Below are 19,353 nucleotides of genomic sequence, written 5' to 3'. Positions count from 1 at the left end.
TCTCCCCCAAAAGGAAATAAATGCCGCAATTTCGCGTGGGCCGGATCAGCCTTGTGCGGCCCGCGCAACGTCGGCGTCCTCGCCGTCGTCATAGCCTATCATATTGAGCGGGCGGGCGTTTCGTCCATTCAATTCGCACCAGTGGACAAGTGCTTCCTCCGCGCCATGGGTCACCCAGATCTGCTCGGCACCCGTTTCCAGAATGGTGCGGCAAAGGTCGTCCCAGTCGGCATGGTCGGACAGGATCAGAGGCAACTCTGCCCCTCTTTGTCGCGCCCGCGCCCGAACACGCATCCACCCCGAGGCCATTGCCGCGACCGGATCACCGAACCGGCGGGACCAACGGTCCGAGAGCTGGCCGGGCGGACACATGACGATTTCACCGGCAAGCTCCTTGCCGCGCTGGCCGACAGGTTCGACATCGCCAAGTTCGATCCCCTGGCTTCGGTAATAGGCCGTCAGCTTCTCCAATGCGCCGTGAAGGTAGACCATCTTTTGGTAACCGGCCGCCCGCAATTCTGCGAGAACACGTTGCGCCTTGCCGAGCGCATAGGCACCGACCAGATGGGTCTGTTCCGGAAACAGCTCCAGCGACGACAGCAGCTTGGCAATCTCCTCTCGCGCCGGGGGATGACGAAACACCGGCAGGCCGAAGGTCGCCTCGGTAACGAAGGTATCGCAGGGCACCACTTCGAAAGGCGCGCAGGTCGGGTCTGCCTGCCGTTTGTAGTCTCCCGATACGACGGTTCGCCGCCCGGCAGATGACAGCAGAACCTGTGCAGAGCCAAGTACATGACCTGCAGGGTGCAGCGAGATCTCGACATTCCGAAGCCTCAACGTCTCGCCATATCCGATCGCCTGCGCCGATCCGCAGAAGTTCTCGCCATAGCGGATTGCCATGATGTCGAGGGTCTGGCCCGTTGCCAGCACCGCGCCATGACCCGAACGCGCATGATCTGCGTGGCCATGCGTGATGACCGCCTTTTCGACCGGGCGGACGGGGTCGATATGGACACCTGCTTCAGGACAATAGAGGCCTTCGGGTGTCAGCGTCAGTAGATCGGACATCCGTCGCTAGATAGGTCTGATTTGCGGATCTGCCATGGCCATGCGGCGAAAAGGTCGCATGGCCATGGCGTCGTGGTTCACTGGCAAGTGGCTCACTGGCAATAGGAATACTCGATACGGCAGCCGCTTGCGCCGCTGTTCGAGCACCAGCCCATGGCAAAGTTCATCGCTGCCTGCTCGCTGTCGCCAGCGCCAATACCGTTGCTGGAAGGCGAAACAGCCAATGCATGGCACCTTGCCTGGGTGGCGTCCGCAATCCGGCATTGATTGTTGCCGCAATATTGCATGGCGAATTGTTCCGCGGCTGCCCTGGTGGGGGCAGCTCCATGACCAAAGGCTCCACCAGGTGCCAGGGCAAACGCCATCCAGCCACCACCGAGTTGCTGAGCCACTTTCGTGGCCGGCTGCGCAGACGCCTGCGCACCACAAGCTTGATCGACACCGGCAATCTTCGAGCCGTTGGAACACATGATTCCGCCCCACTGGAAACCGCGCAATCCGCTGTCGGCCACAACTTCAAACCAGTCGTAGCCGTCCATTCGAACACCACTGTTTTTCAGGATGGTGACCCAGGTCCCCTCCGAAAGGCTGCCGACCTGCGCGAAATTCGTTCCCGGACCTGCGCGCAACTTGCCCCCCCGAGATTGGCCCTGGAGATCCAATTGCGTTTCATTTTTTCCAACTGCGTTGCTTGCCTGGCTCTGCCCGATGGAATCTGGCGCCGCTATTTCGCAGTTATGTGACACATCGCCAAGCCAGAGTTCAGGAACGGCTTTAGCCCGCTCAAAAGAGATTTCCTCGTCATCGTTGAAGTAACCACCCCGCCCGTCCGGCACCAGGATTGTCTTGCCGTTGATATCCTCGAGAATTGCGCGTCCCTCTTCCGGGATCGTTTCAATGAAGACGAACTCATTGCCGAGTTTGCAACGGTAATTGAGGCTTTCCGAAGCATTTGCGCTTCCACCTGCAGACAGAACGGTTACTGACAAAAGTCCCATAAATACCAATGTTTTCAAAAGAACCTCCCCTAGGTCATATTCGCGCAGAATTGACCAAAGGTCACCTGAACACAAGCTGAACAATCAAGGAACATTCCCCCTCGCCTTTCACCCATCCCTGGCCTAAAACCAAAGCCATGGACGTGCAGTTGCTACCAAACAGATTCCAAAGCTGGTTTGCCTCGCGGGGATGGGCTCCAAGGCCCCATCAGCTGCAACTGATCGATCATCTGCAACAAGGCCATTCCACGCTGCTGATTGCACCTACGGGCGCCGGGAAGACCCTGGCCGGGTTCCTGCCAAGCCTGGTGGAACTGGAAGCACAGGGCAAAAGAAAACCCGGTTCCGCGGGCAATGGCATCCACACACTTTACATCTCGCCGCTGAAGGCACTTGCGGTCGATATTGCCCGCAACCTGGAGGCTCCGGTTTCGGAAATGGATCTTGCCGTCCGGCTGGAAACCCGCACCGGTGACACGCCCTCTCACAAGCGCCAGCGGCAAAAGCTCAATCCACCGGACATTCTGCTGACCACGCCGGAACAGATTGCCCTGCTGCTGTCGGATCCAGCCTCGGCACGGATGTTTGCCTCGCTTCGAACCGTCATTCTGGACGAGTTGCATGCACTGGTGACCTCCAAGCGTGGCGACCTCTTGGCACTTGGCCTGGCACGGCTGAGGCGTCTTGCCCCGAACCTCAGGACTATCGGGCTTTCGGCAACTGTCGCCGAGCCGGATGACCTGCGCGCCTATCTTGTCGATCAGCCCAATCCGGACGCCCGGTCGCTGTCTCATGTCGTTGAGGTTGCCGGTGGCGCCAAGCCCGACATCTCGATCCTGGAGAGCGAAGAACGCGTTCCCTGGTCCGGCCACTCGTCGCGCTATGCCATTGCCGACATCTACAAGCTGATCAAGGCACACAACGTATCGCTGCTGTTCGTCAACACGCGCAGCCAGGCCGAAATGGTGTTTCAGGAACTCTGGCGCATAAACGACGATACGCTGCCGATCGCGCTGCATCATGGCTCGCTTGATGTCGGCCAGCGGCGGAAAGTCGAAACGGCCATGGCCACCGGTGCCCTGAAGGCGGTGGTTGCCACCTCTTCGCTGGATATGGGCATCGACTGGGGCGATATCGATCTGGTGGTCAACATCGGTGCGCCGAAAGGGGCCAGCCGCCTTGCCCAGCGGATCGGCCGTGCCAACCACCGCATGGACGAACCGTCAAAGGCGATCCTCATCCCCTCCAACCGGTTCGAGGTGCTCGAGTGTCAGGCGGCCCTTGCCGCGTCGATGCACGGCGACCAGGACACGCCGCCGCTGCGCCAGGGCGCGCTGGACGTGCTTGCCCAGCATCTGCTCGGCCTTGCCTGCGCAGACCCGCTTGATGCGTTGGATGTCTTTAATGAAATTCGGTCCTCTGAAACCTACAGGCATCTCGACTGGGAGACCTTCGAACGGGTGCTCGATTTCGTCGCTACCGGCGGCTACGCACTGAAAAGCTACGATCAATATGCCAAGCTGCGGAAAGGCCAGGATGGGCTTTGGCGGATTTCCCACCCGAAGATCGCGCAGCAATACAGGCTGAATGTCGGCACCATCGTCGAAGCACCGATGCTCAAGGTGCGGCTGGTGCGCTCCAAGGCCGCCGGGCGAAGAACACCCGTCGGCCGCGGCGGGCGTGTTCTGGGTGAGATGGAAGAGTATTTTCTGGAGCAGATGGCGCCGGGCGACACGTTTCTTTTCGGCGGCGAGGTGGTGCGTTTCGAGGGCATCCGCGAAAACGAGGCCTATGTCTCGCGCACCACATCGGACAATCCGATGATCCCGTCCTACATGGGCGGAAAATTTCCGCTCTCCACCTATCTCGCTGAAGGCGTCCGCACGATGCTGGCGACACCCGAGAGCTGGAAGGCGCTGCCCGAACAAGTGCGCGACTGGCTGAACATCCAGAGGGAGAAATCCGTCCTGCCAGCAAGGGACGGCTTGTTGGTGGAGACGTTTCCGCGCGCCAACAAGCACTACATGGTCTGTTATCCGTTCGAGGGACGATTGGCGCACCAGACACTTGGCATGCTGCTGACCAAGCGTCTGGAGCGGCTGGGTGCGAACCCGCTCGGCTTCGTCGCCAACGACTATGCGCTTGCCATATGGGGCCTCGGAGACCTGTCTCTGCTGTTTTCTTCCGGCAGAATCCCTCTCGACCGATTGTTCGAGGAAGACATCCTCGGCGACGATCTGGATGCCTGGCTTGCCGAATCCAGCCTCATGAAACGTACGTTTCGTAATTGTGCCGTCATTGCCGGTCTGATCGAACGCCGCCATCCGGGGCTGGAGAAGTCGGGCCGGCAGGTAACCGTATCCTCGGACCTGATCTATGACGTGCTGCGAGCCCATGAACCAGACCACATATTACTCAAGGCAACCTGGAACGACGCCGCCGAAGGACTTTTGGATATCTCGCGTTTGGGGGAACTTCTTGCCCGGATCCGCGGACGAATCACGCATACTGAACTCCCGCACGTCTCTCCCCTTGCCGTGCCAATTCTCCTGGAAATAGGGAAGGAACCGGTCTACGGGGAGGCCATGGACACGCTGTTGGCAGAGGCAGCCGAAGAACTCGTACTGGAGGCTATGGAATGAGTGCCCTGACATCCCATTTGCGCAAATATGCTGCTGCGCCGGTATGTCATGACATTCAGATCAATGGCCAGTTGGTCGGTCTGCACGACAGCGGGATCTTGTGGTGGCCGGACGAGTCCACCCTGATCGTCGCGGATCTCCATCTTGAAAAAGGGTCCAGCTACGCCCGGCGCGGCGTGATGCTTCCGCCCTATGACACCGGAGCAACGCTGGAGAAACTTGCCGGCGTAATCGATGCCTTCGATCCGGCTTGCGTCATTTGCCTTGGCGACAGTTTCCACGATCCCGACGGCTCCGACCGGTTGCCGGCGCCCTACCGCGCGATGCTGACGACCCTTCAGCTCGGCCGTGAATGGATCTGGGTCACGGGAAACCACGATCCGATTGCACCGGTGCGCCTGTGCGGTGTAACGGTCGACGAAATCACCATCGGCCCGCTGACCTTCCGGCACGAACCAATCGAGAAGGTCGGTTCCACGTCGACCGCAGGAGAAATCTGCGGACATCTGCATCCGGCCGCTCGCGTGCGCCGCTTCGGCCGTTCGATCCGGCGGGCCTGCTTCGTTACCGACGGCACCCGTCTTGTCCTGCCCGCCTTTGGCGCCTTGACCGGCGGGCTCAATGTCACCGATGAAGCCTATGGCATGCTCTTCCGGCGACGGCAGTTTTCCGTTTTCATGCTCGGTAATGACCGCCTGTTCCCCTTCACTGCCAGCCGTCTGGTCGGGGACTGACACTTCATCTGCCGCTTGTGCTCATGGCTGCCGTTGGCTAAGCCAGAGCTATGCTGACGAATTCTCCCGTACAAGCTTGCCACTCCGTCCATACCGACAGTGCTTCGCCGGCAATCGCTGCACTGAGTGATGCCGTTCGGAAGTTTGCGAAAACGGAAGGGGTCACTCCGTCCCCACTCGGCTCCGTCTGGGCTTTGAAACTGTCGGAATGCCTTCCCTATCACCGTGGCCGGAACAAGGGACTTTCCGTCGCCGTTGCCGTATCCGGGCTGAAACGCGTTTGCCTGGGTGACAAGCAGATCCTCAATGACCCCGGCCACGTGATCGCGTTTCATGGTGAGGCTCCTTACAGCGCAGTTGTCGAGGGCACACCGGCAAAGCCCTATCTGGCCCTCAAACTGCAATTGTCACCTGAGCTGATTGCTCAAACACTGGTTCGCCTTGCCGAAACCGATGCCCATGCGTCTTCCCCGGCCAAAGTCGCGCTTATCTCCTGTGAACCACTGGACGATGAACTTGCCGGTTCGCTGCTGCGCCTTGTCACCTCTTTTCGGGATCCAGCCGACTGCAATGTTCTGGCACCGCTGTGCCTGCAGGAAACCTGTTACCGGATCCTGCGGTCCGACGCCTTTGGCGTCTTGAGGACCCTGGTCAGCGCAAGGGATGAAAGGCTGGTCAAGGCCTTGCGCTATATCGAGACCCATGCGGCACGACCGGACCTGACGATTGCCGAAATCGCAGCCGAAGTTGCCATGAGCCCCTCCCATTTCGCACATGGTTTCACTGCTCTTTTCGGTCAGTCCCCTCTTCAATACCGCAAGCAGCTACGGCTCGACCGCGCCCGGCAACACCTACTTATGTCAAACGTCAGCGTGGCCCGTGCAGCCGAGGCTGCCGGCTATGCAAGCACGTCCCACTTCACGCGTGATTTCAAATCCGCTTTCGGTTTGGCTCCGCGCCAATATGCCGAAACGCTGGACCCGCCTCGCCAGAACGATACTTGAGGAAAGTTCCGCAGGATCGGGCAGCCGTTCAGCAGGAATGGATCTGTCGCCAGCTGCCTTGGCTGTTTATCCCATGCCGGCAACATACAGCCGACGCGGAAAGGACCCTCCATGGCCATAAAAGTTGTCGTTCAATTCAAGGCCCTCAAGGACCGGCAAGAGGCGTTTGAAGCCATCATGCACTCGGTTTCGGCCGATCTTCCGGGCGTGTCCGGATGTCAGGGTGTCGAGGTTCTGAAGGACCTGGATGATGCATGCTGCTTCACGCTTGTCGAAAACTGGGAAAACGAAGCAATCCACAAGGCACATATCGACGGACTGATTGCTGACGGAACCTGGGCCATGATTTCCGGCCATCTCGCCGAAGATCCGGTGAGTGGCTATTTTCAGACGCTCTAGCGATCGGGCAAGGTCGTCGCTTCAGGCGGCCTTTTCTCGCCTGCCTTCACCCAAGCAATGATCAGTTCGTAGAACACCGCCAGGATGACGGGCCCGAGGAAGAGACCGATCAAGCCATAGGCAATGGTGCCGCCGAGAACGCCGATCAGGATCACCAGCATCGGCACGTTGAGGCCACGGGACATCAGGATTGGCCGCAGGACATTGTCGATGAGCATCACCGGAACCATCAGCACGGTGAACAGGAGTGCGGGCACCAGTTCCCAGGAGCTCCAGGCCCAGATGATCGTGGGAATAATCACCAGTGCCGGACCAATCTGGATGATGCACAGGATCAGCGCCACGAAGGTCAGGACGCCGGCAAGCGGCACGGAAAACGCGATCAGCACGATCCCCGTCAGCAGCCCCTGGACGACAGCAACACCGATGACACCGCGCGAGACGTTGCGGATGGTGGCACCGGCCAGATCGACAAATTCCGATCCGCGCGGCGCGATGATGCGGTCGGCAAACAGCTTGCTGCCCTTTGCCAGGGACGGGGCCGGTACAAACAGGCAGCCTGCGAGTATGATGGAGACGATGAAGAACAGCACGCTGCCACTGAGCGAAGCCAGAACACCGAGGATGCGGCTGCCGGCCGGCACCAGCGTCGGCCCGACCTTGGCCAGGAGTTGTTCCAGCCCCTGACCGGCGAGTTGCCAGAATTCGGAAATCTTGGCACCGACGACCGGCAACCCGGCGAGTTTTTCAGGCAGGGGTGGCAGCTTGAGGACGCCGTTCGCCATGCCGTGGTACCAGCCCTGAAGCGTGTCCACGAGACTGACGATCAACACGGCAACGGGACCGATCACGATTGCAAGACAGCAGAGCGTGATCAGGACTGCTGCAAGAACCTTTCGTCCACCAAGCCTGGCGACGAGCCAGTCAAACACCGGATAGAGTGCGACCGTCAGCACAACCGCCCAGACCAGGAACAGAAAGAACGGCGCGACGAGCTGAAGTGAAAAATAGGCAAAGAGCCCGAGAACGCCCAGGCGGATGGCGATATCGATGACCTTTGCATCCAGTGTCGGGTCAGGTTTCACAACTGTTTCCACCCGTGGTGTGGATGAGGGTTCTTCTGTCATGTCCGCCTGCCCCAACAGCCTGAAAATTCTTTGGACTCGAGAATAGCCGCGGCGGCGGCAAGCGCCAGCGGAAAGTGCGCGAACATGCGGTTTCCGACGATAACATTCGACGGTCAGTCAGATGGGTAAGCCGGTAGGACACAATCGGCTCGAGAAGACGAAATCGGCGGGCCGAGATCGGGTCTGCCTAGTCCTTGCGGAAGATCACACCGGCGAGCCAGCCTGTGAAAATGGCCAGTGACACCGCGAGGAGGCCATAGAAGAACGGATAGGACTGCGCCAGTTCAAAGGTGACCTGTTCGAAACCGCTTTTGGCAACAGCCAGCGTCTGCTCCGTCTGGGCCACCACCTCGCCGTGGAGGAAGAGGAAGCTTTTGACCTTGTAGTCGCCCACGGGGATGTTGGCTGGCAGGGGAATATTTGTTCGGAACATTGTGTCGGTCAGAAAGGTGATCGACGTTTGCTGTTCCGAGTAAAGACCCATCTGCTCCCGCAGCCGGACGAAGGCGCGGCGAAAATCATCCCTGTCTGACAGAGCGACATTGGAAACGCCCGAGACAGCCAGGTTGATGTGGTTGAGGCCGATGCCAAGGTCGTCAAGAACCGTGCGGTTCGCAAGGTTGCCGATATTGATGGTGCTGGCGACCGCGTAGTAGGAAGGAACGTTCTGGAATCGCTCGGCCTCCCGGTTCACCCAAACGCCCAGAAAACGGCCCTTGCGCCGCGTGGTGATGTCCTGCGGTGGTCCCTCCACGACGATGGCCAGTTCATAGCCGCTCGGATCGTTGGGTTGGCGCTCGATGTTGCTGGCTTGCCCGAAGATGACGATTTCCGTGCCCGTGAAATTGGACTGGATCGAAATCAGATCCGAGGACAGGGACGTCACCAGTTCCTGGTTCGGCCGGCTCTGGGCAGCAGCGCCGGTTACCAGGCCAACGACAATTGACAGAAGCAGGATCAGCCGGCTCATGCCCCTGCCCCCTTCCGGATCGCGATGGAATAGAAATCATCCGGTGTCAGCAGCAGGTCGACCGCAAAGCGCAAGCCGACAGCCAGGACCAGAAGCGCAAGCAGCAGACGCAATTGATCGCCGCGCAGGTTCTGGCCCATGCGAGCCCCGAACTGGGCTCCGATCACGCCGCCGACCATCAGCGTCATGGCCAGAACGATGTCGACAGTCTTCGTGCCCATGGCATGGAACACGGTCGCGGCTGCCATTGTGAAAAGGATCTGGAACAGGGATGTGCCGATGACGATGCTGGTGGGCACGCGCAGCAGGTAAATCAGCGCAGGCACCATCATGAAGCCGCCGCCGATCCCCAGGATCGTGCCGAGAAAGCCGATGATCGCGCCAAGGCCGACAACCGGGATGATGCTCACATAAAGCTTGGAGCGCCGGAAACGGACCTTCAGCGGCAGCCCGTGGATCCAGTTATGCTGACCGGGTTTGCGGGCTTTGGGCGCAACGCCGGACTTGCGCCGACGGATGGCACGGATGGATTCGAACAGCATCAGGCCGCCAATGGCGCCCAGGAACGTCACATAGGACAGCGAAATCACGACATCCAGCTGACCGATGGACTGCAGAACCTCAAACAATATGACGCCGATAAACGACCCTATGACACCGCCGCAGAGCAGGATTGTGCCGAGTTTCAGGTCGATGGCCTTTCGTCGCCAATAAGTGACGACGGCCGATGATGAAGAGGCAACCACCTGCGTGGTGACAGTGGCAACGGAAACCGCGGGCGGGATACCGGAGAAGATCAAAAGCGGTGTCAGCAGGAAGCCACCGCCAATACCGAACAGCCCCGACAGAAAACCCACGGCGCCGCCCATGCCGAATATCACGAAGATATTCACCGGAATCTCGGCTATGGGCAGGTATAATTGCACGGGATCAACCGGAAAACTGCAGAAATGACTGCGTAAAGATTACGATGAAATGGTTAAAGACCTGTAGAGTCCAGCATGTCAACCGGCCAGCAGGTCTGTTTGGTTCGGTTCGCCGATTTTAGACAAGTGCCAGGCGGAATTCGACCATTGCGTTGCGCAAATATCCCGCGTTCCGGTCTGTTTTTGAAACCACGCCCATAGGGCTTCACGTTCGAATATCTGACTGCATTCAGGCTCTGCCTTTTCCATCGGCAAATTGCCTTTAGCGCCGTTACCGAAGAAAATTCCATTTCGTGTCGCCGTGAAAAAAACAATGCGGGCCGCAATGTGAAAACACCCAGCCGGGCATCTGGCCTGGCTGGGTGCTTGTTTCATCAGGTCGCCGTTTGTCGCGCCCACCCAGGATACACCAAGGGATGGTCTAGATCGCCTGGCTCTTCAACTCGTCCAGCAGACGGTTGTCGACTTCTCCGGTTTCCGGCATTCCGATGCTCCGCTGGAAGGCGCGGATCGCGCTGCGGGTGCGCGGACCCATCTGGCCGTCCGGGGTACCGGTGTCAAAACCAAGGTAGTTGAGCTTGTCCTGGGCTTCCTTGACCATGGCCGTGTTGTCGGGTGCCTGGATCGACACCTTTTCCGCCGGCAATGTAGCGCTGTCCACCCAACCCGGCTCCATCGTCACCTTGTTGGCTGCCGCGTTCGGCGTCTTCAGCTTGAAGTTTTCAACCGCGAGCCGGGCATTGGCCAGGGTTTCCTGATCCATCATGTTGGCGACATCGTCGCGGCGCTTGGCTGCTTCCGGATCGCCCTGATCGGCCGCAATCGCGAACCATTTGTAGCTGGCTACCAGGTCCTTATCGACGCCGATGCCTCCGGCATAGAGGATGCCCAGGTTGAACAGGCTGTCCTTGACGCCGAAATTGGCGGCTTCTTCGAACCACTTGGCAGCAGCTGCATAGTCGGGCTGTTCACCACCTCCCTCGGCATAAAGAACCGCGAGGTTATGCATGGCCTTCGCATTACCGGCTTCGGCCGCCTTGGAATACCAGGCCTTTGCCTTTGGCAGGTCCTTGTCGACACCACGGCCTTTTTCGTAGAGGCTTGCGAGCCTGTACTGAGCAGGCGCGAGACCCTTGTCGGCCGCTTTCTGATACCAGACTGCTGCCTTGGACAGATCCGCCGATACACCGCTGCCTTCGGTGAATTTCACACCCACCAGGAATTCTGCGGCCGCATTGCCACTGGCAGCAGCGCTACGCAGCGCCATCGGGCCAACGCCTTCCGGCGGCAGGTTTGCAAGGAGGCTTGCCGGAGCGCCGGCTTCGCTTGCCGGTTGGAACCCGGACACAGTGCTTTCACCTGCTTCGCCGAAGCTGCTTGCAACGCCTGCGGGCGGCGCGAACGCCAGTTCGGTTTCAGGGGCAAGCGGACCGGACGCGGAAGCAGCCTCAACATTGCTGCTTTCGGTGACCGGTGTCGTTTGCGGCGGCGCGGACTGCGCTGATGCAACAGCCTGGGCCTGTTCTGACATCGTGTCGGCTGTCTCGTCCGGCATCGCGCTGACAGCCCCGGATTCTGCGCCTTCGGCCGCAGATCCGACGCCGCGGCTTTCTGCCAGAGCGACCTCGCTAGTAACCTCAACGTCCGGCTGCACGTCGGCTTGTGCCGGAGCAGCGTCTGCCATTTCCGGCGCAGGAACCGCTTCAACGGTTTCCGGCGTGTTCGCGGCAAGCTGATCGGCCTCTTCCGGGCCACCGGTTGCCAGGCGGAACACCTGCAGTGTTCCGATCAACAGGACAACGGCGGCAGCTGTATAGAGAATGGCCCGACGACGGCCGCTGGAGGCTTGCGGAGCTTCCGGTGCCGGGCGATCACCCGGCAGAACGGCAGAATCCTGGGTTTCAAACGCCTGATCGGCAACGTCCTCGGCATTCAGCTCCAGATCTCCGACCGGCTCGGCCTTGTCTTCCTTCGCTGCGGACTTGTCGCGCTTGAGAACGTTGCGCAGCCAGCCGACACGGGCCTTGCCGCGTTCCTCGTCGGCAGCTTCAGGTTCTTCCGTTACCTTCTGCCGCTTTTCCAGCTGGGCAGCTTCCGCGGAAGCTGCCTGTGCTGCACGGCGGGCAGCTGCGATGAAGTCTGCCTTGCGATCACGGGTCCGGTCATCGGCACGCGGTGCCTGCGGTGCATCAGCGGGCTGCTGCTCGCCTTCCGTCTTCCTGGCCTGTGGGGCCTTGGAGAACAACGGGGCCGGTTCATCAACCTTGATCGGGGAGAAGCTGGAGGCCGGCGTTTCACCGAAGTGGTCGGCACGTTCCAGGTTGTCCAGGCGCTCAGTCAGAGAGCCCAGCACGGACTTGACCCCGTCAAAGGTGTTCCGCGTCCGTTCGTCAGTACCTTCAGCAGCGTCAAGCAACCGCTTCAGATCAGACTGAAGCTCCGTGATGGCCTGATCGTACTGGCCGTTTCTCGGTGCCGGTGCGCTTTCGATCGCTTCCCTTGCCGCTTCGCGGGCGATGCCCACAACGTCTGAGCGGGTTTTTTCCAGGCCCTTCTCGATCCGCTCCAGGAACGGTGAGAACTGCTCCATGCTGAACGCCTGAGTGGACGTGCTTTCGATCTGTTCCGCGAGCGCGGCAACCTTGGCTCCAAGCTGTTCGAAGCGGCTGTCGTCGGTAACTTCGGCCCCCTTCGACACGATCTGTGCCAGATCGGCAATCCGCTGCTCGAGCGCTTCTGTCGATGCCGGTGCCGACACGCTGGCACGCATGGATCCGATCTCGGCGCGCAGCTTGTCGAGGTCCGATGTCGTGACCGTGTCTTTCGGCTGATCCAGACGAGCAGTCAGATCGTTCAACCGCTCCTGAAGCTGGGCCATGAACTTGGTGTCCGGCGCATTGCCGCCGGACCGCATCGCGGCTGCATCCAAAACCGGCACCGGGCGCGCAGACTTCTTTTCGATCGCGTCGATCTTGCCGGAGATCGTTTCCAGACGCTGTTCCAGCGCTGCAAAGGCGCCCGTGTCTGTCGACGGAAGCGGACCTGCCTGCTCCATCCTCTCGAGACGGTCAACGATCTCGTCGAGGCGCCGGTCAACCTGACCCAGATGCTGAGTGTCCGCCGGAGCTGCACGGTCGTCGGCCATCATGCCGACGATGTCTTCCAAGCGGCCCTGCAGCCTGGAGATCGTTTCCGGCTCGGGCATGCGCTGTTCCATGGCGGACAGACGGCTGTCCAGGCCGCGCTGTTCCCGGGCCAGGACTTCCAGATCGTCAAGGCGGCCGGACACGAACTTCATCCGGTCATCGATACCCTCGACAAGACCCTTGATATCGATCTGTTCGACAAAACCGCGCACTTCACGCAGTTCCGCGCGAAGCGGTTCGATATCGGCATGGCCCTTGCGCTGCAGGAGCTCTTCCATACGTTCGGCAATGCTGACGACCCGGTCTTCCAGCACCATCATGTGCTCGGACCGCGGCAGCGCGGCAAAGGCGTCCTCGATTTCATTCAGGCGCGCGGTCACACCGCGCAGGACGCGGGGATCCACAGACGCACGGGACAATTCATCAAGGCGCTGCAGGATATGGGCATACCCGTGCTCCAGGGTCTGGAGTGCCCCTTCCACGTTCGTGCGGCCGACCATGTCCTTCAGGTCGGCGACTTCCTTGCGGATCTCGCGGGCCAGCTGGTCGTTCTTCTTGTCGGCACGCAGACGCTCGACCATGTCGGACAGGCGACGCAGTTCCGCATTCTGCCGGCTCACGGTTTCGTTGGTGCCGCGCGACAGGCCGCCAAGTGCCTCGCGCAGCGAACCAAGCTCATCGCGAACCTGATTGAAGGCCTGTTCCTGCGGCGCTCTCAATGCGTCGATGCGGCGGCCAAGGTCCTTGTAGATATGCATGGACGCTTCGCTTCTGGAGCGTACGTCCCGGTCGCGCTGGCGAGAGGGCTGCGGCGCATATTGCGCTTCGTAGGCATCGTCCTCGTCATAATAGGGTTCGTCAGCCGGCAGATTGTCGATGGCATAGCTCCCCGGGCGAGGACGTGGCTTCGGCGCCGGCCGAAGCGGCTCATCCCGGTAGTCCGCGCGATGCTCCTGACGATAGTCTTCCCGCGGGTCCGGGCTCGCAAGCCCCTGCACCTGTTCGTCCAATCGGTCGAGCGCACCCATGACTTCATCAATGCCCGGCTCGCGACGAGGCACCCTGCGGCGCGGCGCAGACTGGTGAGGCTCCGGCCGACGCACTTCGGGCCGGCGTGGTTCCGCCTGGTCGGCCAGTAGCCGGTCCAGCTCGTCGGCCACGGCGTCGAGATCCTCGTCACGTTCCTCGGAGGGATAACGGTCATTTTTGCCAAGCGCCGTTGCAGTGCGCGTCAACCGTTCTATGCGGTTTCGCGCCGGCTCGCGGCGTGGTGCATCGTAAAAGTCGTCGCCTTCATACGCATCACGGCCGCGGCGTCCTGCCTCGTTTTTCTTCCAAGCCGGCATCTCTTGACCCTGGGCTGACGGTCATTCAGACCGCTGATGAAACAGGCTGCGCCATGATTCCGCCGAGGACGGGACAGGCACAGCGTTTTGAAAGACTTTGTCGTTTTAGGGTAAACAGGCCGTTAATTGGCCTTGCTAAATGCGAAAACAGACCGTTTTCGAATGAAAATCCGATGTTCACGCGATCAGGGTGACGCGAATCGGCAAACGCTGCGTTAACGAATTTTCCCCCTGCGACCTTCCGTGACTGGACCTTAACGCAAACGTAAGCTAAACAGTGCGCAAGAAACCGGCTGAGCCACTGTGCACACAACCGCATCGCCTGAGAACGCACTGGAGATCATGTCTTCGGAGCGGGTTTCGAAAACTGCAAAACATCAACGATGAGCCGGACAACGGCTGAAAAACGAGAACAAACTGCTATGAGCGAAGCGCTTTCGATCCTCAATGAAGACGATCTTGTGGACGTTGTGTCCGCAAACGACGACAGCACAAAGAAAACCCAGTTCACAATCGGCGACCTGGCGAAAGAATTCGACTGCACCCTGCGCACGCTGCGCTTTTACGAAGACAAGGGGTTGCTCAACCCCAAGCGCGACGGCCTGAACCGCGTCTATAACCGCCGCGACCGTGCCCGCCTGAAACTGGTACTGATGGGCAAACGCGTTGGCTTCTCCCTGTCCGAGATCCGCGACATGCTCGACCTTTACGACCTGCGCGACGGTCAGGTGACCCAGCTCCGCGTCGCCCTGTCCAAGTTCAACGAGCAGATCGCCGTTCTGGAAGATCAGCGCAAGGACATCGAACAGGCCATCGAGGAATTGTCACGCACTGTCGAGATCGTTTCCGGCATGCTGAAGCACAAGGAAGCGGAAGAGGCATAAGTCCCTTTCCTTTCGACCTCAGAGTTTTGAAACCGCTGGCGGCAACGCCGGCGGTTTTTGTTTGTGCGTCCGCCAACTTGCAATTTTTGCGAGAATTGACACCCTTTTTCCAAAACTGAGAAATTCCTCAAAAACGACACCTCGCAACACGATTTCGCGTACGGGACCTTCGGAAATCATTCCCATCAGCATGTTTTAGGCGTATTTTTTTGACAACCCTTCCGTTGGGACACCACTTGCCGGGCAATAACAACACGCGTATATAGGCCTCAAGGTGACGTTTACGGAAACGTAAGGTCGAGACATAAACGGCAGATCTGGGAGGATTTCCATGCCGAGCTATACCGCTCCCGTCGATGACACGCTTTTCCTGTTGAAGGACGTGTTCGGCTATGACCGATATTCCAACCTGCCAGGTTTTTCCGATGCACCTCTCGACCTTGTGGAAGCGATCTTGCGCGAAGGTGGCAAGTTCGCGGAAGAAGTTCTCCAGCCGTTGAACCAGACCGGCGACAGCGAAGGCTGCACGCGCAACGACGACGGCACGGTCACGACACCAAAAGGCTTCCTGAAAGCCTACAAGGCGTTTTGCGAAAACGGCTGGGGCACCTTGTCGGCGGACGCGAATTACGGCGGACAGGGCCTGCCGCATACTCTGACCACCGTCTTCAATGAATTTGCCTCTTCCGCAAACATGGCCTTTTCCATGTACCCGGGCCTGACCGCAGGGGCCGTTGCGGCCCTGACGATCCACGGCACGGATGATCAGAAGCAGACATACCTTCCCAACATGATCGCCGGAACCTGGACCGGCACCATGAACCTGACCGAACCGCACTGCGGAACGGATCTCGGCCTCATCCGCACCAAGGCAGTGCCGCAAGCCGACGGCTCCTACAAGATTACCGGTACGAAGATCTTTATCTCAGCCGGTCAGCACGACATGGCGGAAAACATCATCCACCTGGTGCTGGCCCGCATCGAGGGCGCCCCGGAAGGCACCAAGGGCATTTCGCTGTTTGTCGTGCCCCGTAACGCGATCGGCGACGATGGCTCGGTGGGGGACAACAATGGCGTTTCCTGCGGCTCGATCGAGCACAAGATGGGCATTCACGGCAACGCCACCTGCGTGATGAACTACGACGATGCCACCGGCTGGCTGGTCGGGGAAGAGAACAAGGGCCTGCGCGCCATGTTCACCATGATGAACGAGGCCCGCCTCGGCGTTGCGGTTCAGGGGCTCTCCCAGTCGGAGGTCGCCTATCAGAATGCCGTCATCTACGCCAAGGATCGCATCCAGGGCCGCGCCCTCACCGGACCGAAAAACCCGGACAAGCCCGCCGACCCGATCATCGTGCATCCGGACGTACGCCGCACCCTGATGCAAATCCGCTCGTTCAACGAAGCTGCCCGTGCTCTCGTCATCTGGACCGCGCTTCATGGTGATGTCTCGCACAGGTCCGACGACGAAAAGTCCAAGCAGTTCTCCGACGACATGATGGGGCTGATGACACCTGTGCTCAAAGGCGTTCTGACCGACACCGGATTTGCCAACGCGGTCAATGCCCAGCAGCTTTACGGTGGCCATGGCTACATCAGCGAGTGGGGCATGGAGCAGTTCGTCCGCGATGCCCGTATTGCCATGATCTACGAAGGCGCCAACGGCATCCAGGCACTGGACCTCGTCGGCCGCAAGCTGCCCGCGAACGGCGGTCGGGCTGTCATGAGCTTCTTCAACGAGGTCAATACCTTCCTGAAGGAGAACAAGGACAACGAAGCCCTTGCCGCCTTCACCGGGCCATTGAAGAAGGGCATGGACGATCTTCAGGCCGCGACCATGTGGTTCATGAACAACGCCATGAAGAATCCGGACAACGCCGGCGCCGGCTCCGTCGACTACATGCATCTCTTCGGGCTTGTTGCCCTTGGCTACATGTGGGCGAAGATCGCAAAGGCCATTCAGGAAAAGGTCGCGGAAGGTGCAGGCGAAAAGGCCGAATGGCTGGAAACCAAGCTGACCTTCGGGCGTTTCTTCATGGAACGCACCTTGCCGGAAACGGGCGCGCATCTTGCCCGAATCTCGTCCGGGTCCGAAACCATGATGTCGGTTGCCCCGGACGCTTTTTAAAGCGTCCGGGGGCCAGCTCGCTGATGGCGGAAATTTGAGCCCGCAAATCGAAACCGGCGGCTATAGTCGCGTTCCAATTTGATTTGCGAGGGGAATTTCAAGTTATGGCTGAATACGTTCTTCACTGCATGGCCCAGTCGGGACACTCCTACAAGGTGGCCCTGATGCTGGAGCTGTGCGGCGCCGACTGGAAGCCGGAGTGGGTCGACTTCTTCAACGGGGCCACCCGAACCGAAGAATTCCGGGACACGCTGAACGAGATGGGTGAAGTGCCGGTGCTTGTGCATGGTGATGACATCCTGACCCAGTCCGCCGTCATCATGGACGACCTGTCCGAGAAGTTCGGCGCCTTTGGCTGGGAAAACGATGAAGAGCGGCGGGAAATCCTGCGCTGGACGATCTTCGACAACCAGAAGGTTTCCGGCTTGCTCGGCCCGCTGCGCTTCCTGCGCACGCTGATGAAGACCGGCGAGACGGACGTGGTCAAATGGCTCGACGGGCGGTCGAAATCCGCCCTTGCCATCCTGGACAAGCATTTCGCGAAGAATGACTTCGCCATCGGCAAGAAGCCGACAAGCGCGGATTTCTCGCTGTGCAGCTACCTCTTTTACGAAGGTGAGCTCGGGATCGATCTCGAGGCTTATCCGAATGTCACCAAGTGGCTGGGGCGGATCAAGGCTCTGCCCGGCTGGAAACATCCTTACGACCTCATGCCCGGCCATCCCTTGCCGGATAAGACCTGAGGCCAATCCGATCTAGAGGAGGATCTGATGCCCGAAGCCTATATCTACGACCACGTGCGCACGCCGCGCGGACGCGGCAAGAAGGACGGTTCGCTGCACGAAGTGCCCGCCGTCCGGCTTGCGGCCACCGCGCTGGAAGCGATCCGCGACCGGAACGGTCTTGACACGACCCGGGTGGACGACGTCGTCCTGGGCTGTGTCGACCCGGTCGGGGAAGCCGGAGGCGACATTGCCCGTGCGGCGGTGTTTGCGGCCGGTTACGACAAGTCGGTTCCGGGCATGCAGATCAACCGCTTCTGCGCCTCCGGTCTCGACGCGGTCAACATGGCTTCGGCCCAGGTCATGGCAGGCCAGCACAAGCTGGTAATCGCCGGCGGCGTGGAAAGCATGAGCCGTGTCGGCCTTGGCGCTTCCGGCGGTGCCTGGCCGATTGAGCCGCAGGTGGCCATCCCCTCCTATTTCATGCCCCAGGGCGTCTCGGCTGATCTGATTGCCACCAAATACGGTTTTTCGCGCGATGAATGCGATGCCTATGCGGTGGAAAGCCAGAAGCGCGCGGGCAAGTCCTGGGAAGATGGCCGGTTCTCCGGATCCGTCGTGCCGGTGAAGGACGTCAACGGCATCACCATTCTTGACCGGGACGAGCACATGCGGCCGGAAACCGACATGCAGTCGCTCGCCGCGCTCAACCCCTCCTTCGAAATGATGGGCAACATGGGCGGTTTCGATGCGGTCGGCATCCAGGCGCATCCGGAAATCGAAAAGATCACCCATGTGCACCACGCCGGCAACTCCTCCGGCATTGTCGATGGAGCTGCCGCCGTTCTGATCGGTTCCAGCACCGCAGGCCGTTCCTCCGGCCTGAAGCCGCGTGCCCGCATCAAGGCTTTCGCCAATATCGGTTCCGAACCGGCCCTGATGTTGACCGGTCCGGTGGATGTTACCGAAAAGCTTTTGAAAAACGCCAAGATGGACATCAAGGACATTGATCTCATCGAGATCAACGAAGCCTTTGCCTCCGTCGTCCTGCGTTACCAGCAAGCCTTCGATCTTGATCCGGCAACGGTCAACGTCAACGGCGGTGCGATTGCCATGGGCCATCCTCTTGGAGCCACCGGCGCCATGATCCTTGGCACCGTGCTCGACGAACTGGAACGCCGCGATCTCAACACCGCTCTCGTCACGCTGTGCATCGGCGCGGGCATGGGAACAGCGACCATCATCGAGCGGGTCTGATC

15 protein-coding genes are annotated in these 19,353 nt (G+C 60.0%); 8 read left to right on the top strand and 7 right to left on the bottom strand.

Translation table 11 applies throughout. From position 1 onward, the window contains the following. Positions 1-45: 45 nt before the first annotated feature. Both J7447_RS01395 and J7447_RS01390 read right to left on the bottom strand, forming a co-directional pair. Positions 46-1,068, bottom strand: coding sequence for a ligase-associated DNA damage response exonuclease (locus J7447_RS01395; RefSeq protein WP_209168523.1), 1,023 nt, complete (start codon positions 1,066-1,068; stop codon positions 46-48). Between the two features lie 92 nt (positions 1,069-1,160). After that, the gene (locus J7447_RS01390) at positions 1,161-2,066 is read right to left on the bottom strand and encodes a DUF4189 domain-containing protein (RefSeq protein WP_209168522.1); all 906 of its coding nucleotides are present in this window, start codon (positions 2,064-2,066) and stop codon (positions 1,161-1,163) included. Between the two features lie 137 nt (positions 2,067-2,203). On the opposite strand from J7447_RS01390, the gene J7447_RS01385 reads away from it, so the two are divergent. From J7447_RS01385 to J7447_RS01370, 4 genes are all read left to right on the top strand, one after another. Then, the gene (locus J7447_RS01385) at positions 2,204-4,708 is read left to right on the top strand and encodes a ligase-associated DNA damage response DEXH box helicase (protein WP_209168521.1); all 2,505 of its coding nucleotides are present in this window, start codon (positions 2,204-2,206) and stop codon (positions 4,706-4,708) included. Continuing rightward, positions 4,705-5,442 (top strand): ligase-associated DNA damage response endonuclease PdeM, encoded by a 738-nt coding sequence (gene pdeM / locus J7447_RS01380; protein ID WP_023001770.1) that lies wholly within the window; start codon positions 4,705-4,707, stop codon positions 5,440-5,442. The genes J7447_RS01385 and pdeM overlap by 4 nt, the downstream gene beginning before the upstream one ends. A 50-nt stretch (positions 5,443-5,492) precedes the next feature. Then, the gene (locus tag J7447_RS01375) at positions 5,493-6,446 is read left to right on the top strand and encodes an AraC family transcriptional regulator (RefSeq protein ID WP_209168520.1); all 954 of its coding nucleotides are present in this window, start codon (positions 5,493-5,495) and stop codon (positions 6,444-6,446) included. Between the two features lie 111 nt (positions 6,447-6,557). Beyond that, on the top strand, positions 6,558-6,845 hold the full coding sequence (locus J7447_RS01370; protein ID WP_209168519.1) for an antibiotic biosynthesis monooxygenase family protein: 288 nt from the start codon (positions 6,558-6,560) through the stop codon (positions 6,843-6,845). Here the strand turns inward: J7447_RS01370 and J7447_RS01365 are convergent. The 5 genes from J7447_RS01365 to J7447_RS01345 form a co-directional block, all read right to left on the bottom strand. Continuing rightward, a complete protein-coding gene (locus tag J7447_RS01365) occupies positions 6,842-7,972 on the bottom strand; it encodes an AI-2E family transporter (protein ID WP_209168518.1) in 1,131 nt (376 codons plus the stop codon). The genes J7447_RS01370 and J7447_RS01365 overlap by 4 nt on opposite strands. Positions 7,973-8,159: 187 nt before the next feature. Further along, entirely contained in the window at positions 8,160-8,942 is a 783-nt protein-coding gene (locus tag J7447_RS01360; protein ID WP_023001774.1) for a TIGR02186 family protein, read from the bottom strand. After that, positions 8,939-9,868: a sulfite exporter TauE/SafE family protein gene (locus tag J7447_RS01355; protein WP_031269647.1), complete on the bottom strand. Its 930-nt coding sequence runs from the start codon at positions 9,866-9,868 to the stop codon at positions 8,939-8,941. Before J7447_RS01355 ends, J7447_RS01360 begins: the two co-directional genes overlap by 4 nt. A gap of 78 nt (positions 9,869-9,946) precedes the next feature. Further along, positions 9,947-10,243 (bottom strand): hypothetical protein, encoded by a 297-nt coding sequence (locus J7447_RS01350; protein ID WP_209168517.1) that lies wholly within the window; start codon positions 10,241-10,243, stop codon positions 9,947-9,949. A 46-nt stretch (positions 10,244-10,289) separates the two neighbouring features. Next, positions 10,290-14,360 carry a peptidoglycan-binding protein gene (locus J7447_RS01345; protein ID WP_209168516.1) on the bottom strand — a complete coding sequence of 1,357 codons (4,071 nt, stop codon included), beginning with the start codon at positions 14,358-14,360 and terminating at the stop codon, positions 10,290-10,292. Between the two features lie 422 nt (positions 14,361-14,782). Between J7447_RS01345 and J7447_RS01340 the strand changes: the two genes are divergently transcribed. The 4 genes from J7447_RS01340 to J7447_RS01325 all read left to right on the top strand — a co-directional run bounded on the left by J7447_RS01340 (position 14,783) and on the right by J7447_RS01325 (position 19,351). Further along, positions 14,783-15,244, top strand: coding sequence for a MerR family DNA-binding transcriptional regulator (locus tag J7447_RS01340; RefSeq protein WP_023001777.1), 462 nt, complete (start codon positions 14,783-14,785; stop codon positions 15,242-15,244). A 331-nt stretch (positions 15,245-15,575) separates the two neighbouring features. After that, on the top strand, positions 15,576-17,372 hold the full coding sequence (locus tag J7447_RS01335; protein WP_209168515.1) for an acyl-CoA dehydrogenase C-terminal domain-containing protein: 1,797 nt from the start codon (positions 15,576-15,578) through the stop codon (positions 17,370-17,372). Between the two features lie 104 nt (positions 17,373-17,476). After that, positions 17,477-18,115 (top strand): glutathione S-transferase, encoded by a 639-nt coding sequence (locus J7447_RS01330; RefSeq protein WP_023001779.1) that lies wholly within the window; start codon positions 17,477-17,479, stop codon positions 18,113-18,115. A 27-nt stretch (positions 18,116-18,142) separates the two neighbouring features. Next, complete coding sequence (locus J7447_RS01325; RefSeq protein ID WP_209168514.1) at positions 18,143-19,351, top strand: acetyl-CoA C-acetyltransferase; 1,209 nt, start codon at positions 18,143-18,145, stop codon at positions 19,349-19,351. Positions 19,352-19,353: the final 2 nt, after the last annotated feature.

Source organism: Labrenzia sp. R5_0, from assembly GCF_017743835.1.
In the GTDB taxonomy this organism is placed as follows: Bacteria; Pseudomonadota; Alphaproteobacteria; order Rhizobiales; family Stappiaceae; genus Roseibium; species Roseibium algicola.
This window is presented reverse-complemented; position numbering and strand designations above follow the sequence as displayed.

Coding starts and splice junctions, on each gene's coding strand:
- J7447_RS01395 (WP_209168523.1), bottom strand. CDS start 1,068: ATGTCCGATCTACTGACGCTGACACCCGAAGGCCTCTATTGTCCTGAA.
- J7447_RS01390 (WP_209168522.1), bottom strand. CDS start 2,066: ATGGGACTTTTGTCAGTAACCGTTCTGTCTGCAGGTGGAAGCGCAAAT.
- J7447_RS01385 (WP_209168521.1), top strand. CDS start 2,204: ATGGACGTGCAGTTGCTACCAAACAGATTCCAAAGCTGGTTTGCCTCG.
- pdeM (WP_023001770.1), top strand. CDS start 4,705: ATGAGTGCCCTGACATCCCATTTGCGCAAATATGCTGCTGCGCCGGTA.
- J7447_RS01375 (WP_209168520.1), top strand. CDS start 5,493: ATGCTGACGAATTCTCCCGTACAAGCTTGCCACTCCGTCCATACCGAC.
- J7447_RS01370 (WP_209168519.1), top strand. CDS start 6,558: ATGGCCATAAAAGTTGTCGTTCAATTCAAGGCCCTCAAGGACCGGCAA.
- J7447_RS01365 (WP_209168518.1), bottom strand. CDS start 7,972: ATGACAGAAGAACCCTCATCCACACCACGGGTGGAAACAGTTGTGAAA.
- J7447_RS01360 (WP_023001774.1), bottom strand. CDS start 8,942: ATGAGCCGGCTGATCCTGCTTCTGTCAATTGTCGTTGGCCTGGTAACC.
- J7447_RS01350 (WP_209168517.1), bottom strand. CDS start 10,243: ATGAAACAAGCACCCAGCCAGGCCAGATGCCCGGCTGGGTGTTTTCAC.
- J7447_RS01345 (WP_209168516.1), bottom strand. CDS start 14,360: ATGCCGGCTTGGAAGAAAAACGAGGCAGGACGCCGCGGCCGTGATGCG.
- J7447_RS01340 (WP_023001777.1), top strand. CDS start 14,783: ATGAGCGAAGCGCTTTCGATCCTCAATGAAGACGATCTTGTGGACGTT.
- J7447_RS01335 (WP_209168515.1), top strand. CDS start 15,576: ATGCCGAGCTATACCGCTCCCGTCGATGACACGCTTTTCCTGTTGAAG.
- J7447_RS01330 (WP_023001779.1), top strand. CDS start 17,477: ATGGCTGAATACGTTCTTCACTGCATGGCCCAGTCGGGACACTCCTAC.
- J7447_RS01325 (WP_209168514.1), top strand. CDS start 18,143: ATGCCCGAAGCCTATATCTACGACCACGTGCGCACGCCGCGCGGACGC.